Source organism: Rahnella sp. PD12R (genome assembly GCF_019200965.1).
Lineage (GTDB): Bacteria > Pseudomonadota > Gammaproteobacteria > Enterobacterales > Enterobacteriaceae > Rahnella > Rahnella laticis.
The window spans coordinates 111,189-127,942 of sequence record NZ_JAHTMS010000004.1 but is presented as its reverse complement, the minus strand read 5'-3'; the positions used below and the strand labels follow the sequence as shown (position 1 = coordinate 127,942).

Annotated in this window: 15 protein-coding genes and 1 riboswitch; of the genes, 5 read left to right on the top strand and 10 right to left on the bottom strand. The window is 53.3% G+C overall.

Translation table 11 applies throughout. The annotated features are described in order from the left end of the window. Window positions 1-7: 7 nt before the first annotated feature. Window positions 8-1,414 (bottom strand): replicative DNA helicase, encoded by a 1,407-nt coding sequence (dnaB, locus tag KWG64_RS09890; protein ID WP_101074864.1) that lies wholly within the window; start codon window positions 1,412-1,414, stop codon window positions 8-10. Window positions 1,415-1,607: 193 nt separating this feature from the next. Between dnaB and KWG64_RS09885 the strand changes: the two genes are divergently transcribed. Further along, window positions 1,608-2,597, top strand: coding sequence for a quinone oxidoreductase (locus KWG64_RS09885; RefSeq protein WP_218521800.1), 990 nt, complete (start codon window positions 1,608-1,610; stop codon window positions 2,595-2,597). A 528-nt stretch (window positions 2,598-3,125) separates the two neighbouring features. Here the strand turns inward: KWG64_RS09885 and pspG are convergent. Continuing rightward, a complete protein-coding gene (pspG, locus tag KWG64_RS09880; RefSeq protein WP_152327427.1) occupies window positions 3,126-3,362 on the bottom strand; it encodes an envelope stress response protein PspG in 237 nt (78 codons plus the stop codon). 204 nt (window positions 3,363-3,566) lie between these two features. Beyond that, entirely contained in the window at window positions 3,567-4,610 is a 1,044-nt protein-coding gene (gene dusA / locus KWG64_RS09875; RefSeq protein WP_370628640.1) for a tRNA dihydrouridine(20/20a) synthase DusA, read from the bottom strand. Between the two features lie 242 nt (window positions 4,611-4,852). Here dusA and zur point away from each other — a divergent pair, with 242 nt between their 5' ends. After that, on the top strand, window positions 4,853-5,362 hold the full coding sequence (gene zur, locus KWG64_RS09870; protein ID WP_152327434.1) for a zinc uptake transcriptional repressor Zur: 510 nt from the start codon (window positions 4,853-4,855) through the stop codon (window positions 5,360-5,362). A 194-nt stretch (window positions 5,363-5,556) separates the two neighbouring features. Here the strand turns inward: zur and KWG64_RS09865 are convergent, their stop codons facing one another. The 3 genes from KWG64_RS09865 to KWG64_RS09855 all read right to left on the bottom strand — a co-directional run bounded on the left by KWG64_RS09865 (window position 5,557) and on the right by KWG64_RS09855 (window position 7,253). Further along, window positions 5,557-5,766 (bottom strand): CsbD family protein, encoded by a 210-nt coding sequence (locus KWG64_RS09865; RefSeq protein ID WP_101074856.1) that lies wholly within the window; start codon window positions 5,764-5,766, stop codon window positions 5,557-5,559. Between the two features lie 390 nt (window positions 5,767-6,156). After that, window positions 6,157-6,765 (bottom strand): transcriptional repressor LexA, encoded by a 609-nt coding sequence (lexA, locus tag KWG64_RS09860; RefSeq protein ID WP_047605531.1) that lies wholly within the window; start codon window positions 6,763-6,765, stop codon window positions 6,157-6,159. Window positions 6,766-6,884: 119 nt separating this feature from the next. Next, on the bottom strand, window positions 6,885-7,253 hold the full coding sequence (locus KWG64_RS09855; protein ID WP_152327435.1) for a diacylglycerol kinase: 369 nt from the start codon (window positions 7,251-7,253) through the stop codon (window positions 6,885-6,887). A gap of 138 nt (window positions 7,254-7,391) precedes the next feature. Here KWG64_RS09855 and plsB point away from each other — a divergent pair, with 138 nt between their 5' ends. Continuing rightward, the gene (plsB, locus tag KWG64_RS09850) at window positions 7,392-9,872 is read left to right on the top strand and encodes a glycerol-3-phosphate 1-O-acyltransferase PlsB (protein WP_195816327.1); all 2,481 of its coding nucleotides are present in this window, start codon (window positions 7,392-7,394) and stop codon (window positions 9,870-9,872) included. Between the two features lie 86 nt (window positions 9,873-9,958). On the opposite strand, the gene ubiA is transcribed toward plsB, so the two are convergent. The 4 genes from ubiA to pgi form a co-directional block, all read right to left on the bottom strand. Then, entirely contained in the window at window positions 9,959-10,837 is an 879-nt protein-coding gene (gene ubiA, locus KWG64_RS09845; RefSeq protein ID WP_255562145.1) for a 4-hydroxybenzoate octaprenyltransferase, read from the bottom strand. Window positions 10,838-10,866: 29 nt separating this feature from the next. Further along, the gene (gene ubiC / locus KWG64_RS09840) at window positions 10,867-11,406 is read right to left on the bottom strand and encodes a chorismate lyase (protein WP_195816328.1); all 540 of its coding nucleotides are present in this window, start codon (window positions 11,404-11,406) and stop codon (window positions 10,867-10,869) included. A gap of 89 nt (window positions 11,407-11,495) precedes the next feature. Beyond that, window positions 11,496-11,903 carry a phosphate-starvation-inducible protein PsiE gene (psiE, locus tag KWG64_RS09835; RefSeq protein WP_195816329.1) on the bottom strand — a complete coding sequence of 136 codons (408 nt, stop codon included), beginning with the start codon at window positions 11,901-11,903 and terminating at the stop codon, window positions 11,496-11,498. A gap of 251 nt (window positions 11,904-12,154) precedes the next feature. Then, window positions 12,155-13,801 carry a glucose-6-phosphate isomerase gene (pgi, locus tag KWG64_RS09830; RefSeq protein WP_195816330.1) on the bottom strand — a complete coding sequence of 549 codons (1,647 nt, stop codon included), beginning with the start codon at window positions 13,799-13,801 and terminating at the stop codon, window positions 12,155-12,157. Window positions 13,802-14,033: 232 nt separating this feature from the next. Beyond that, window positions 14,034-14,222: riboswitch (Lysine riboswitch) on the top strand. A 112-nt stretch (window positions 14,223-14,334) separates the two neighbouring features. On the opposite strand from pgi, the gene lysC reads away from it, so the two are divergent. Together lysC and panS are read left to right on the top strand one after the other, a co-directional pair. After that, window positions 14,335-15,723: a lysine-sensitive aspartokinase 3 gene (gene lysC / locus KWG64_RS09825; protein ID WP_218521799.1), complete on the top strand. Its 1,389-nt coding sequence runs from the start codon at window positions 14,335-14,337 to the stop codon at window positions 15,721-15,723. A gap of 95 nt (window positions 15,724-15,818) precedes the next feature. Then, complete coding sequence (panS, locus tag KWG64_RS09820; protein ID WP_195816332.1) at window positions 15,819-16,736, top strand: ketopantoate/pantoate/pantothenate transporter PanS; 918 nt, start codon at window positions 15,819-15,821, stop codon at window positions 16,734-16,736. Window positions 16,737-16,754: the final 18 nt, after the last annotated feature.

The window sequence follows — 16,754 nt, the reverse complement described above, 5'->3', positions numbered from 1 at the left end:
TGAGACGTTAGTCTTCGTCGTATTGCGGGCCGCCATAGTTATCAAACCGTGACCACTGCCCGTTAAACGTCAGGCGAACGGTCCCGATCGGGCCGTTACGTTGCTTACCGAGGATGATCTGCGCGATGCCTTTTTCTTCACTGTTATCGTGATAAACCTCGTCACGATAGATGAACATGATTAAGTCGGCGTCCTGCTCGATGGAGCCGGATTCACGCAAGTCGGAGTTGACCGGACGTTTGTCGGCGCGCTGCTCCAGGCTTCGGTTCAGCTGCGACAGCGCCACCACCGGCACCTGCAACTCTTTCGCCAGTGCTTTGAGCGAGCGGGAGATTTCGGCGATTTCCAGCGTACGGTTATCGGACAGCGCCGGAACACGCATCAGCTGTAAGTAGTCGATCATGATCAGGCTCAGACCGCCGTGTTCGCGGAAAATACGGCGTGCGCGGGAACGGACTTCGGTTGGCGTCAGGCCGGAGGAATCGTCGATATACATGTTACGTTTTTCGAGCAAAATCCCCATGGTGCTGGAAATACGCGCCCAGTCTTCATCGTCGAGCTGGCCGGTACGGATTTTGGTCTGGTCGACGCGGGAAAGCGACGCCAGCATACGCATCATGATCTGGTCGCCGGGCATCTCCAGACTGAAGATTAAGACCGGTTTATCCTGCATCATCGCGGCGTTTTCGGCGAGGTTCATCGCAAACGTGGTTTTACCCATCGACGGACGCGCCGCCACAATAATCAGGTCAGATTTTTGCAGACCGGCGGTTTTCTTATCGAGATCCGCATAACCGGTCGATACGCCCGTCACGCCATCGTGCGGGCGCTGGAACAGTTCTTCGATACGGGACACCGTGCTTTCCAGAATGCGGTCGATGCTTTTCGGGCCTTCGTCTTTACTGGCGCGGCTTTCGGCAATCTGGAATACGCGGGATTCGGCTAAATCGAGCAGGTCTTCGCTGCTGCGACCTTGCGGGTCATAACCGGCGTCGGCGATTTCGTTGGCGACGGAAATCATTTCACGCACAACGGCACGTTCGCGCACGATATCGGCATAAGCGCCGATGTTTGCCGCACTTGGGGTGTTTTTAGAGAGTTCTGCCAGATAAGCAAAACCGCCGACTGAGTCTAAATCGCCTTTTTGTTCGAGCGATTCGGACAGCGTAATCAGGTCGATCGGTTTGCTCATTTCCAGCAAACGCTGCATTTCGGTGAAAATCAGGCGATGCGGACGGCTGAAGAAGTCATTGCTGACCACGCGCTCCGCGACGTTATCCCAGCGTTCGTTGTCCAGCATCAGCCCGCCCAGAACGGATTGCTCAGCCTCCAGCGAATGCGGCGGAAGCTTCAGGCCTTCCATCTGACGATCGCGGGTTTCGTTCTGTTGATTGGTCGGTTTTTTTGCTGCCATCTGTGGATTTGTTCCTGCTGTAAGCGCCTGTTTTATGAGCGTCGGACTTCCGAAAATCAGAAGCGCAACGTGCGCGTTAGTATAGGTTGTCATGTCTCATTTCAAAAGGGTATTAACCGGCTGTGCCTAAAATCTGGATTGTCCCGGCCATTTAGCCTAGGGTTGAAATCAGACTCCATCACGAGGGAAAAACATGGCAAAGCGCATCCAGTTTTCTGAAACAGGTACACCTGACGTTCTGCAATACGTTGATTATCAGCCACAAGAACCCAAGGCCGGTGAAGTTCAGGTTGAGAACAAAGCCATTGGTATTAACTACATCGATACCTATGTGCGCAGCGGTTTGTATCCGCCAGCCAGTTTCCCGGCCGGTTTGGGCACCGAAGCGGCAGGCGTTGTCACCAGAATCGGCAGCGACGTGACCGGCATCAAACCGGGCGACCGCGTGGTGTATGCGCAGTCCGCGCTCGGCGCTTACAGCGAAATCCATAACGTACCGCAGGAGAAAATCGCCCTGCTGCCGGATGCCATCAGCTTTGAACAGGCGGCGGCGTCGTTCCTGAAAGGGCTGACGGTTTACTATTTACTGCGCCAGACACATGAAGTGCAGGCGGGCGAAACCATTTTGTTCCACGCTGCCGCAGGCGGTGTCGGGCTGATTGCCAGCCAGTGGGCAAAGGCGCTGGGTGTGAAACTGATCGGGACTGTTGGTTCTGATGAAAAAGCCGCCCGCGCCAAAGAAGCCGGTGCCTGGGCGACGATTAACTATCAGAAAGAAGATATCGCCACCCGCGTGGCCGAACTGACCAACGGCGAAAAAGTCGGGGTGGTTTACGATTCGGTTGGCAAAGACACCTTCGAAAAATCCCTGAACAGCCTGAAGCGCCGCGGTTTGCTGGTGAGCTTTGGGAATGCGTCCGGGCCGGTGAAAGGTGTGGATCTGGCGATCCTGAATCAGAAAGGTTCGCTGTTCGTCACGCGCCCTTCGCTTAATGGCTACGTAACCAATCGCGAAGAACTGGCGCAAGCCAGCGGCGAGCTGTTTTCACTTATCGCCAGCGGCGCGATAAAAGTCGACGTCAGCGACGCGCAGAAATTCCCGCTCTCCGAAGCTAAACGCGCCCACGAAACGCTGGAAAGCCGCATCACACAAGGCTCAAGCCTGCTGATCCCGGGCAAGTAATTAACAGGCATATCTGCCAAACGATCCCCAAAGTCATTGGCGTTACAGCAAGGCAGCAAACGAGAGAATCCCGATGAGCTTACTCCGGTAAGTGATTCGGGTTGTTGAGTGCGGCTAACGCAGCTGTGGCGTCAAGGACGACGGGGAAGCTAATGCAAAAAAGGCTTCCGGATGGAAGCCTTTTTTACTGCCTGATACAGACGACCTCTGAGTTCAGACGGGTACTGCTGTAGGGTACTGCCGGGTAAATCCGGAGGGCGGTGTCACTTGTGTGACTATTGTGTGCCTCACCGGACTTGATGAATTCAGTTTGCGGCCTGCTGACCACGTATGAATTCCATCCTAACAGTCACCCATGTTAAAAAATATGATTTATGCATTTCGACCGCACATTCTGATCCAGCTTGTGATCGCTAGCACATAAGTAAAAGTTATAGATGTAACGTTTACATTTTTTTGTGCTCAAAACGCCGCCATCAACTTTTTCTATTTCATGAAGTTATGAAAACCGCTCATCGTCCGGCTCTTTTATGGCAGGCGGCGACGGCGATATTTTGGTTCGTCAGGCCGGATAAATGTCCGGTAAATCCAGACGGCAGCGACCGCTAAAATTAGCCACGGCAACATTTTAATAACAATCACAAAGAAGCCGCCCAACATCATCAGACCAAATGCCACGATCAGCGCCGCCACCATGCCCAGCAGGGAAATGCCGGTCAGCATCAGCATAAAGAAAAAACCAAGCACGAAGAGAATTTCCAGCATCGGGTGCTCCTTAATAAGCCAGTGTGCAGTAAGACGTAATGTCAAAACACGATGAAGCTATTACAAGAAGTGTGCCAGAGTGACAGGGGGAAATAATTAACTGATTTAACAGGGGAAATTTTTTCGCAGGCGCAAACGGCCTGCGAAAAAATAGTGAATCTGACTAACTGGTAGTGAATTTACTCACGTCGATTTTGAAGACGCTTACGCCTGAACCGGCGCTTCCTGCGGCTGGCTGACCATCGAGAGCGCCTGTTCAACGACGTCAATGCCCGCGCCCGCTTTGTGTGCGTTTTCGCTGAGATGACGGCGGAACTGACGCGCACCCGGCACGCCCTGGAACAGACCCAGAATATGGCGGGTGATGTGGCCCAGATAAGTGCCTTTGCTCAGCTCGGCTTCGATGTAAGGATACAGCGCGCGGATGATCTCCGGCCCGGTTTTCACCGGTTCCTGAGAGCCGAACAGTGCCTGATCCACGCTCAGCAACATGCCCGGATTCTGATAGGCTTCGCGGCCTACCATCACGCCGTCCATGTGTTGCAGATGCGTTTTGGCTTCTTCCAGCGTTTTAATGCCGCCGTTAATTGCCATCGTCAGATGAGAGAAATCACGCTTGAGCTGATAAACACGCGGGTAATCCAGCGGCGGGATCTCACGGTTTTCTTTCGGGCTCAGGCCGGAAAGCCAGGCTTTACGGGCATGAATGATAAAGGTATCGCAGCCGCCGTTTTCAGACACCTGACGGATGAAATCGCAGAGGAATTCGTAGCTGTCCTGATCGTCAATCCCGATGCGGGTTTTGACGGTGACCGGAATCGACACCACATCGCGCATCGCTTTAATGCAATCCGCCACCAGCGACGCCTGCCCCATCAGGCAGGCACCGAACATACCGTTCTGCACGCGATCTGACGGGCAACCGACGTTCAGGTTGATCTCGTCATAGCCGCGTTCTTCTGCCAGCTTCGCGCAGTGCGCCAGATCGGCCGGATTGCTGCCGCCCAGCTGCAAAGACACCGGATGTTCTTCATTGCCAAAGCCCAGATAATCGCCTTTGCCATGAATAATCGCGCCGGTAGTGACCATTTCGGTATACAGCAACGTCTGGCCGGTCATCAGGCGATGGAAATGGCGACAGTGACGGTCGGTCCAGTCAAGCATCGGCGCAACGGAAAAACGCTGAGCGGAATATGGCGGGGTTGTGGACATGGCGTTTTGGGGCATTGCGTGTTGAGTTTCTGACATCGGCCTGACATTCGCTGAGGGGTTCGTGGCGCTCCCTCCGGCACGGCGGCCAGAGGGAAGTTAATCGCTGATTATACCACAGAACAAAGATTCGGCATCTTGCCCGGTTTAGCGGCTTTGCCCCCGTGCAACCTCACAACTGAGCGGCGCATAATTCGTCGATCTGGCTGAAGCATGATAAAATTAAGAATGGCTGCATGATGTGGCCTATTTATCCCAATCTGCGCTCAGAGAATGTTGCTATGACCCTGAATAATCCGGAAAAATTACTTTCACAAGCTGAAGAACTTTGCCAGCAGCGCAATGTTCGTCTTACACCGCAGCGGCTGGAAGTTTTGCGACTGATGGCGCAACAACCCGGTGCGATCAGCGCCTATGATTTGCTGGATCTGCTGCGCGTCAGCGAACCGCAGGCCAAACCGCCAACGGTTTACCGGGCGCTGGATTTCCTGCTGGAACAAGGGTTTATTCATCGGGTTGAATCAGCTAACAGCTATGTGCTTTGCCATCATTTCGAAGAACCGAGCCACACTTCTGCACTGTTTATCTGTGACCGCTGCGGGCTGGTCACGGAAAAAACCACAGACGGTATTGAAGAACGTCTGGCGAAACTGGCGCTTGAATCCGGCTTTGAGTTGCGTCATTCAGTCGTTGAAGCGCATGGCTTATGTGCCGAATGCAAAGTTGTTGAAACCTGCGACAGTCACGATCATTGCGAACACGACCACAGCATTGTGGTTAAAAAACGTTGATATATCAGGTGTTTTTGATGGATTTCAAAAGGCTTAAAGCGGAAGGGTTTTAACGCAGCATAACGGATAATTTAAGGTGTAGAAGGAAGATATTGAAGGTTGGGTACATCCTTGTACCCGTATCCTGAAAGTGTTCCGGGTAGGAGCAGCAATGACTCAGGATACGTCACTGATACGCGAGGGGGAGTCGCGTGTTACCAGTGATATTTGTTTTTCGATTCCCAATCCTTGAGCTCTTTCTCGGCCTGATCCTTCTGATAGCCATAACGCTCCTGAATCTTACCTACCAGCTGATCACGTTTACCTTCAACGACTGTCAGGTCATCATCAGTCAGCTTACCCCACTGTTCTTTCACTTTCCCTTTGAACTGCTTCCAGTTACCGTCGGCTTGGTCCTTATTCATAATAAATATCTCCTGTTACCTTGGGTTGTGGAGCTGCACGTTTGTTGGCAGCCCGTCCTTAACACTTCTAAGCTTAGTAGAGAATGCGGATTCGTCTTCCCAAAACAGGGATAAAAACCACTATTAGGATTAATCCAAAGCAGGAAATAACGTGGAATTGAAATCTGTCTGACTGAAAAAGGCCGGTAATTCAGGGCATAGAGGAAGCGAATACGACATTTGCTCTGAACAGGCAACGCAGCGGATAACACGTAAGAAAGAGGATTTTATCGAAAGAGTTTTTGAGCAATGCTTAAAACAACATCGCCCCAAAACGGGGCGATGAGATAGTGATTTTACAGGCGCGTCAGAGGCGGCCAACGCACCTGTAACGTAAAGCTTAAGCGCAGATTAGATCCAGTCGCCGTTGCGGATAACGCCAACCGCCAGACCTTCAATGCTGAAATTCTGTTCACGCAAATCAACCACAATCGGCTGGAATTCGCTGTTTTCAGGCAACAGCTGAACAACACTGCCCTGTTTCTTCAGGCGTTTGACCGTGACTTCATCATCAATACGCGCAACGACAACTTGCCCGTTACGGACGTCCTGCGTTTTATGTACTGCCAGCAGGTCGCCATCCAGAATACCGATATCACGCATCGACATCCCGCTGACACGCAGCAGGAAATCCGCACTCGGTTTAAACATGGCCGGATCGACCTGGTAATGTCCTTCGATGTGCTGCTGAGCCAGCAGCGGTTCACCGGCGGCAACGCGGCCAATCAGCGGTAAACCTTCTTCTTCTTCCATCAGCAGACGAATACCGCGCGAAGCACCGGAAACGATCTCGATAACGCCTTTACGCGCCAGCGCTTTAAGGTGTTCTTCCGCCGCGTTCGGGGAACGGAACCCCAGACGGGATGCAATCTCTGCGCGGGTCGGTGGCATACCGGTGGTGGAGATATGATCGCGAATAAGGTCGTAGACCTCTTGTTGTCTGGTCGTTAAAGCTTTCATTCCGCCCCCTGGTTGTTTATACAGTCTAGCTGTGAGTATATACAGCTAAACGGTCAATGAAAACCTAAGATTGAATAAAAACAGGGCATAACGACAATTCCTGGAATGCAGATTCCAAATCAGAACCATCGCGGCCAAAAGATGCTGACCCAGACAAAAATCGCCAATATGATGGTCAGAAGTACAGCGGCGGAGCCAATATCTTTCGCTCGTCCAGACAGGACGTGAAACTCAGGCCCGATGCGGTCAATCGCGGATTCAATGGCGCTGTTAAGCAGTTCAGTCACACACACCAGCACGACGGAGCCAATCAGCAGGATACGTTCTATACTGCTTACATCCAGCCAGAAAGATAATAAAATTAGCGGGATAGCAACGCTGGCCTCCTGCCGAAAAGCGGCTTCATTTTGCCATGCGGCCTTCAGGCCTTTCCAGGAATAGCCTGCGGCTTTATAGATGCGGGTAAATCCAGTGACTTGGTTCGCCATTCTGTTACTGATCCTTGAAATATTGTCCTGCGGGTTTTGCGCATTTTAGCGGTTTAATGGTATCTCATCACCACAGATCTCGTCTGAGCTTTCTGGTATCCTTGCGGCGAAATTGCTAACAAGAGGCTTCACGTTTTTATGTCAGGTTGGCGTAGACTTTATTACACATTATTGAATTTACCACTCTCATTGCTGGTAAAGAGCAAGGTCATACCTTCAGATCCGGTTACCGAGTTGCACTTAGACCCGACCCGGCCAATTCTGTACGTATTGCCTTATAACTCCAAAGCCGATTTGCTGACATTGCGCGCGCAGTGTCTGGCGCAAAATCTGCCTGATCCCCTTATTCCGCTGGAAATCGACGGAACGCTGCTGCCGAGCCATGTGTTTATTGCCGAAGGCCCGCGCGTTTTCTCTTATTACACGCCAAAGCAGGAATCGGTAAAGCTGTTCCACGATTACCTGGATTTGCACCGTAATAACCCGGATTTAGACATTCAGATGCTGCCCGTGTCGGTCATGTTTGGCCGTGCGCCAGGCCGCGAAGGCCACGATACGCCGCATCTGCGCGTGCTGAACGGGATCCAGAAATTCTTCGCCGTGCTGTGGCTGGGCCGCGACAGTTTTGTCCGTTTTTCCAATACCGTTTCGCTGCGTTATATGGCGACCGAGCATGGAACCGACAAAACCATCGCCCAGAAACTGGCACGTGTTGCGCGTATGCACTTCTCCCGCCAGCGTCTGGCGGCAGTTGGCCCGCGTTTGCCAGCGCGACAGGATTTATTCAATAAGCTGCTGGCGTCCAAGGCCATCGAAAAAGCCATTGAAGATGAAGCGCGCAGTAAGAAGATTTCACACGAAAAAGCCCAGCAAAACGCCATCGCGCTGATGGAAGAGATTGCGGCTAACTTCTCGTATGAAGCCGTGCGCCTTTCTGATCGCGTGCTGAGCTGGACGTGGAACCGCCTGTATAAAGGCATCAACGTCAATAATGCGGAACGTGTGCGTCAGCTGGCGCTGGACGGGCAGGAAATCGTTTATGTGCCCTGCCACCGCAGCCACATGGATTATCTGTTACTGTCCTACGTGCTTTATCATCAGGGGCTGGTTCCTCCGCACATTGCGGCCGGTATCAACCTGAATTTCTGGCCCGCTGGCCCGATTTTCCGCCGTCTGGGTGCGTTCTTCATCCGCCGTACGTTCAAAGGCAACAAGCTATATTCGACGGTATTCCGTGAGTATCTCGGCGAGCTGTTCAGCCGTGGTTATTCCGTGGAATATTTCGTGGAAGGTGGCCGTTCGCGTACCGGGCGTTTGCTGGAGCCGAAAACCGGCACGCTGGCGATGACTATTCAGGCCATGCTGCGCGGCGGTTCACGTCCGATTACGTTAGTGCCGATTTACATCGGTTACGAACACGTCATGGAAGTGGGCACCTACGCGAAAGAATTGCGCGGTGCGACCAAAGAGAAAGAAAGTCTGACCCAGATGCTCAATGGTTTACGCAAACTGCGTAACCTCGGCCAGGGTTATGTGAACTTTGGTGAACCGTTGCATCTGACCACGTATCTGAACCAGAACGTACCAACCTGGCGTGAAGCGATCGATCCTATCGAAGCGCAACGTCCGAGCTGGCTGACGCCAACGGTTCAGGATCTGGCAGAACAGATTATGGTGCGCATCAACAACTCAGCGGCGGCAAACGCCATGAACCTGTGTTGTACCGCGCTGCTGGCATCGCGTCAGCGTTCACTGACCCGCGAACAACTGACTGAGCAGATTGATTGTTATCTGCAATTGCTGCGCAACGTGCCGTATAACGCCGATTCGACGGTGCCGGATCTGACTGCCGACCAGTTGCTCGATCACGCCCTGAACATGAATAAGTTCCAGGTCGAGAAAGACAATATCGGCGACATCATCGTTCTGCCGCGCGAACAAGCGGTGCTGATGACGTATTACCGCAACAACATCCACCATATGCTGGTCCTGCCGTCGCTGATTTCAAGCATCGTGATGCACCACCGCCATGTGAGTCGTGCTGAATTGCTGCGTCAGGTCGAACTGATTTATCCGATGCTGAAAGCTGAACTGTTTATGCATTTCGATAAATCGGAACTTCCGCACGTGCTGGATATTCTGACGCTGGAACTGGCCCGTCAGCAGATCATTCATCTGGAAGACGACGAGCTGACGCTGAACCCGGCGCGTATCCGCACGCTGCAACTGCTGGCGGCGGGTGTCCGCGAAACGCTGCAACGCTACGCGATTACGTTCTCCCTGCTCACCAATAATCCAAGCATCAACCGCGGTGCGCTGGAAAAAGAGAGCCGGATTATGGCGCAGCGTTTATCCGTGCTGCACGGCATTAATGCCCCTGAATTCTTCGACAAAGCGGTGTTTTCCACGCTGGTCGGCACACTGCGCGCTGAAGGGTATATCAGCGACAGCGGCGATGCGATTCAGGAACAGACGCGTGAGATTTACAACATGCTCAGCGACCTGATGACGCCGGATATTAAACTCACCATCGAAAGCGCCGGTATGCCTTCTGAGCTGCCTCAGGCGACCGAACCTCCGGCTGAGCCGAAGATGGACGTGCGCGATACCGACCACTGATTGACGTTAAAATCATTGCGGTAACGCCATAAAGCAAAACGCCCGGGCTTATAAAAAGACCGGGCGTTTTTTATTGCCTGAAAGGCTCAGAAGCTGAAAGCAGATAAACTCATCAGGATGCCAAGGAACAGCACCAGCCCGACGTAGTTATTCTGGCGAAAAGCCAGGAAGCAGGCATCACGCTCACGTTTGGCAATCAGCTTTTGCTGGTGAACAAACAGCGCAGCGGCCAGCACTAATGACCACCAGAACGGCGCGCCAAGCTGAGAAAGGTGTCCGATAATGCCCATCAGAACCAGCGTTGCCAGCTGCAACAGGCCGATAATCAGCGTGTCAAAGCGACCAAATAAAATCGCCGTGGATTTCACGCCAATCTTTAAATCATCATCACGATCGACCATCGCGTATTGCGTGTCGTAAGCCACCGTCCAGCAAATGTTCGCGATGAACATCAGCCAGCAGCTCAAAGGCAACGTCCCGCTGACGGCGGCGTACCCCATCGGAATTGCCCAGCCAAACGCCGCGCCCAGCACAAACTGCGGCAGGTTGCTGACCCGCTTAATGAACGGGTAAACCCATGCCAGCGCCAGCCCCGCGAGGGACAGCAAAATGGTCATCCGGTTCAGCGTCAGAACCAGCAGAAAGGACACCAGCACCAGACCGACAAACAAGATTTTTGCCTGTTTCCCGGTGATCGCACCGCTTGGAAGCGGACGGTTGGCGGTGCGCTTTACGTGTCCGTCGAATTTACGGTCCGCGTAGTCATTCACCACACAACCCGCCGCGCGCATGAAGAAAACGCCCAGCACGAAGACCAGCAAAATTTTGGCAGAAGGCGTTCCCTCACCGGCCAGCCACAACGCCCAAAGCGTCGGCCACAACAGCAGCAAAGAACCTATCGGCTTATCAATGCGCATCAGGCGGCAGTAATCCCGCCAGGTGCCCTGAGTCATACTTCCTGACACTCTCTGTTCTCCTTGTGGATTAGTTTGACTCATGCCTGGCCCACTTTGCCCTCAGGGCGGTGAACCGGCGAGTCCGGCAGAAAAATTTCTGTCAGAAGCAGGGGCTTATCCGACAGACAAAGCCGTGAGCGACGCGCCCATAAACTGCCCTGCTCAGTATTTAATTGTCCCAGATGGATGTAATCACGGGTCAGATTGTTGCCGCTAAACAGATACCGACCCAGCGGCACCGTGCCCAAATCAACCAGCGCCAGATCCGGCCCGGTCAGCGTTTCTTCCGGGATCACGGTGCGTCCGAGCAGCCAGGGTTCGGCATCGCCAAACAGGATCACTTCGCGAACCCAATAACGGGCACTTTCCGGCAGCTGCTGCGCTTCGCTTTCACCCAGCTCATCACGACGCACAAAACATTCATTTTTCGGTTTCACGGTGACGGTAACACCCTGCTTTTCAAACCGGCGGGTCATGGATCCCATTTCCATCAGCCAGTCAGCAACATCCGCCGGCACGTCATTCGGATCTTGAAACCAATGGATCGGGAGTTGTTCAGGGGAATGGGAATCAGACATCAACGGCTCCATCATGGAGGTATTCATACCTCCAATTAATTATCTGCCTCGCATTCTAACGCATGAATGCAAGGCAGTAATCGCCTCATTTATTCGCGGCGCAGACGTTCGCCGTTGGCGAGGTAAAGTGTCACGACAAGGACAAGGATGGCGCAGGCGTAAACCAGCGTGTCGTAAGGACTTTTATGGTCGACGATAATCAGGCGGATAATCGCCGTGATGCCGATATAAATAAAGTAACGCAGCGGGAAGTGATATCCCGACGAAAAGTACTTAATGATCAGCGCAATAAATTCGAAATAGAGGAAGTAAATCACGATACCCTCTATCAGCAGATACGATGAAGACTGATCGTTATTAACGAACAAAACCATTGCCAGATGGTAGGTTTCACGCCCGATAAAGATCATCAGAATGACTGCCAGCCCCAATAAGAAAACGTTCAAAATTCGCTGCATGATGACGGAAACCATCGTCGCACGTTTTGATCCTGCCATGTGATCTACATCCCACTTTTGTTATGAATACCCGCAGAATACCACAGAGTCTGTGCCGGAAAAGCGGCATTAAAAAAGGGCCAGCCCGTTGAGGCTAACCCTTTTATTTAGAAATATTTCGACCTGTCCCTCTAAATCATTCGGGCTGGATCAAGGCGGCAAGGGAACGAAGCCCCGGGAGCTTACATAAGTAAGTGACCGGGGTGAGTTCACGCAGCCAACGCTGAAACAGCCTGAAGGATGACGAGGGATTAGCGCCAGTTTTTGAAGCGGTTAATCAGGCCATTGGTCGAGCTGTCGTGGCCGGTCACATCTTCGCTGCCTTCCAGTTCAGGAAGAATACGGTTCGCCAGCTGTTTACCCAGTTCCACACCCCATTGGTCGAAGGTATAGATGTTCAGGATAGCGCCCTGCGTGAAGATTTTGTGCTCGTACATCGCGATCAACGCACCCAGGCTGTATGGCGTGATTTCGCGCAGCAGGATGGAGTTGGTCGGACGGTTACCTTCGAACACTTTGAACGGCGCGACGTGTTTAACGTCTTCCGGTTTTTTACCCTGATCGGCGAATTCTTTCTCGACGACTTCCAGAGATTTACCGAATGCCAGCGCTTCAGTTTGTGCAAAGAAGTTAGACAGCAGTTTCGCGTGGTGATCGCTCAGCGCGTTGTGGCTGACCGCAGGCGCGATGAAGTCACAAGGAACGATTTTGGTGCCCTGGTGAATCAGCTGATAGAACGCGTGCTGGCCGTTGGTACCCGGCTCGCCCCAGATGATCGGGCCAGTCTGGTAATCCACCGGATTGCCGTTACGGTCAACGAATTTACCGTTGGATTCCATGTTGCCTTGCTGGAAGTACGCCGCAAAACGGTGCATGTACTGATCGTATGGCAGGATAGCTTCGGTTTCAGTGCCGTAGAAATCGTTGTACCAGATACCAATCAGCGCCAGAAGAACCGGCAGGTTTTTCTCAGCCGGGGTATTCGCGAAGTGTTTATCCATCGCGTGAGCGCCGCTCAGCAACTGTTCGAAGTTTTCGAAACCGATAGACAGCGCGATGGACAGGCCAATCGCGGACCACAGTGAATAACGGCCGCCGACCCAGTCCCAGAATTCGAACATGTTGTCGGTGTCGATACCAAATTCGCTGACCGCTTTACCGTTGGTAGACAGCGCAGCGAAGTGTTTCGCCACGTGCTTATTGTCGCCAGCGGTTTTCAGGAACCAGTCGCGCGCGCTGTGGGCGTTGGTCATGGTTTCCTGCGTGGTGAAGGTTTTTGATGCCACCAGGAACAACGTGGTTTCCGGAGACAGGTCTTTCAGCGTTTCGGCGATGTGCGTGCCATCAACGTTGGAGACGAAATGCATATTCAGGTGATTTTTGTACGGACGCAGCGCTTCGGTCACCATAAACGGGCCGAGGTCTGAACCGCCGATACCGATGTTCACCACATCCGTAATCGCTTTGCCGGTGTAACCTTTCCAGTCACCACCGATAACACGTTCGGTGAAACCTTTGATTTTCGCCAGAACGGCATTCACTTCCGGCATCACATCTTTGCCATCCACGACGATTGGCGTGTTGCTGCGGTTACGCAGGGCAACGTGCAGAACGGCGCGGTCTTCCGTGCGGTTGATCTTCTCGCCAGAGAACATCGATTTGATGGCGCCCTGAAGGTCAGTTTCTTTGGCCAGCGCCTGCAGTTTGTCCAGCGTCTCTGTCGTAATACGGTTTTTAGAGAAGTCGACCAGCATCTGGTCTTCAAAAGTGGCAGAGAACTTGGAGAAACGATCACCATCTTCAGCAAACAGATGGCTAATCTGCACATCTTTCATCGTGTCGAAATGCTGCTGCAGGGCTTGCCAGGCAGCGGTCTGAGTTGGATTGATATTTTTCATAGCAATGCTCTTAGGCTGAGAATAAATATGAGGTAACTGTCCCGATTGTAACCTGTAGTTCCCGAGATGAGATGCCTTTTCTTGCGATAGGTCAGATCTGTTGAATCACAATGACAGAGAACAATATTAGATGACAATCGTTCAAAATGTGGCGTTAGCGCCCTGTTGCCGTTGACAGAAAGGCGAGAACCCGTTATTCCTAAGCACCTAACTCACGCGCGCGTTTGACGCGTGAGCCAGAAGAGGCGCGTCGCCCAGGAAGTGTATCGGAGGAACCGAAATCCTGCGAGGGTACATCAGGGGGAGCGACGCCGAGGTCTGAAGCCTTCGGCAGGCATAAGATCGGCTACAGGGGCTGAATCCCCTGGGTTGTCACCGGGCATCCGTGAGGATGTCGACAAGGTGGAGCGCTTCTGGGTGTATCGTAGCATCTCTACGCCTGCTCCCGTTATCCGCCCTCCCCTTGTGCCAATTCTTATAGAATTATGGAATCGATGGCCGTCTGGTATGACGACCCTGACACGAGGTTTTACATGAATTACGCAGCATCCCGCAACGCCAGTCCGCAGCCTTTGGGCAACGTCATCGTCGCCAAATTTGGCGGTACCAGCGTCGCGGATTTCGACGCTATGAACCGCAGCGCAGACATCGTTCTTGCGCGCCCTGAAGTGCGTCTGGTCGTTCTCTCCGCCTCCGCGGGCGTCACCAATTTATTAGTCGAGCTGGCCACAGGCAAAGAAACCGAGCGCCGTGTGTTTCTGCTTGATGAAATCCGCCGCATTCAAAACGCCATTATTGACCGCCTCGATAATCCGGCTGTGATCCGTGAAGAAATCGGCCGCATGCTGGAAAATATCGCCATGCTGTCCGAAGCCGCGAGCCTCGCAACGTCCACGGCGCTGACCGACGAACTGGTGAGCCACGGCGAGCTGATGTCCACGCTTTTGTTTGTTGAAATCGTCCGCCAGCGCAATGTGCCGGTGGAATGGTTCGACGTGCGTAAAGTGATGCACACCAACGACCATTTTGGCCGTGCAGAGCCGGATACTCAGGCGCTGACAGACCTGACGCTTCAGCAATTGCAGCCGCGTTTACAGGACGCGCTGGTGATTACCCAGGGCTTTATCGGTTCGGAAGGAAAAGGCCGTACCACCACGCTGGGCCGTGGCGGCAGCGACTATACCGCGGCCTTGCTGGGCGAAGCGCTGGGCGCTGTCCGCGTGGATATCTGGACGGACGTACCGGGCATTTACACCACTGATCCGCGTCTGGTGCCTGCGGCGAAACGCATTGATCGCATTGCGTTTGAAGAAGCAGCCGAGATGGCGACGTTCGGTGCCAAAGTGCTGCATCCGGCAACATTACTGCCTGCGGTACGTCGCGGTATTCCGGTGTTTGTCGGCTCCAGCAAAGATCCGTCCGGCGGTGGCACGTTAGTGTGTGACAACACTGAAAACCCGCCATTGTTCCGCGCAATTGCACTGCGCCGTCGACAAACGCTGGTGACGCTGCACAGCCTGAGCATGCTCCATTCACGCGGTTTCCTCGCCGACGTGTTTGGCATTCTGGCGCGCCACAATATTTCTGTGGATCTGATCACCACATCAGAAGTCAGCGTAGCGCTGACGCTCGACACCACCGGTTCCACTTCGTCAGACGCCAGCCTGCTGACTACGTCACTGCTGACCGAGCTTTCCTCGCTGTGCCGCGTGGAAGTGGAAGAAAACCTGGCGCTGGTGGCGATTATCGGCAACAAATTATCGCAGGCCTGTGGCGTCGGCAAAGAAGTCTTCGGCGTGCTGGATCCGTTCAATATCCGCATGATTTGCTACGGCGCAAGCAGCTACAACCTGTGCTTCCTTGTGCCGGGCAGTGATGCCGATCAGGTCGTAAAAACTCTACACCGCAACCTATTCGAATAATATCGGGCGCGGTATCTGAGAAGACCGGGCCTTGTGCCCGGTCTTTTTTTTGTCTGTACTTTTGCAAAACAACAAAGACAAGGATCATCCTCAACATGTTAGCCAAAATAACCCGCCTGTTCCCGCTGTGGGCCGTGCTGTTGTCGGTCGCGGCGTACTATTCGCCCGGCACTTTCACCCCCATCGGGCCTCACGTTTCTACCCTGCTGATGCTGATTATGTTCGCGATGGGCGTCACGCTGGAATTCGGTGATTTCAAACGCGTGCTGGCCCGCCCCGCGCCGGTCGCAGCAGCAACATTCCTGCATTATCTGGTCATGCCGCTGGCGGCCTGGGTGCTGGCAAAACTGTTCCATATGCCGCCGGATCTATCTGCCGGTATGATTCTGGTCGGCAGCGTTGCCAGCGGAACCGCGTCCAATGTGATGATTTATCTGGCAAAAGGCGATGTCGCGCTTTCCGTGACCATTTCCGCCGTCTCCACGCTGGTCGGTGTTTTTGCCACGCCGCTGCTGACGCGTCTTTATGTCGATACGCACATTAAAGTGGATGTGGAAGGCATGCTGCTGAGCATCTTGCAGATTGTGGTGATCCCGATTTTAGCGGGCCTGATTATTCATCATCTGTTTACCAAAACGGTGAAACGCATTGAGCCGCTGCTGCCGCTGTTTTCCATGGTGTGTATCGTGGCAATCATCAGCGCCGTCGTCGCGGGCAGTCAGGGCTTTATCGGTTCTGTGGGGCTTATCGTGATTGTGGCGGTGATCCTGCACAACGGCATCGGCCTGCTGAGCGGTTACTGGGGCGGGAAATTGTTCGGGTTTGACGAGACCACCTGCCGCACGCTGGCGATGGAAGTCGGAATGCAAAACTCAGGTTTAGCCGCCACGCTGGGGAAAATTTACTTCACCCCGCTGGCGGCTTTGCCGGGCGCGCTGTTCTCGGTCTGGCACAATCTTTCCGGTTCTTTGCTGGCCGGTTACTGGTCCGGTAAACCGGTTAAAAAAGACTGATACGCCCAAAAAAAAACC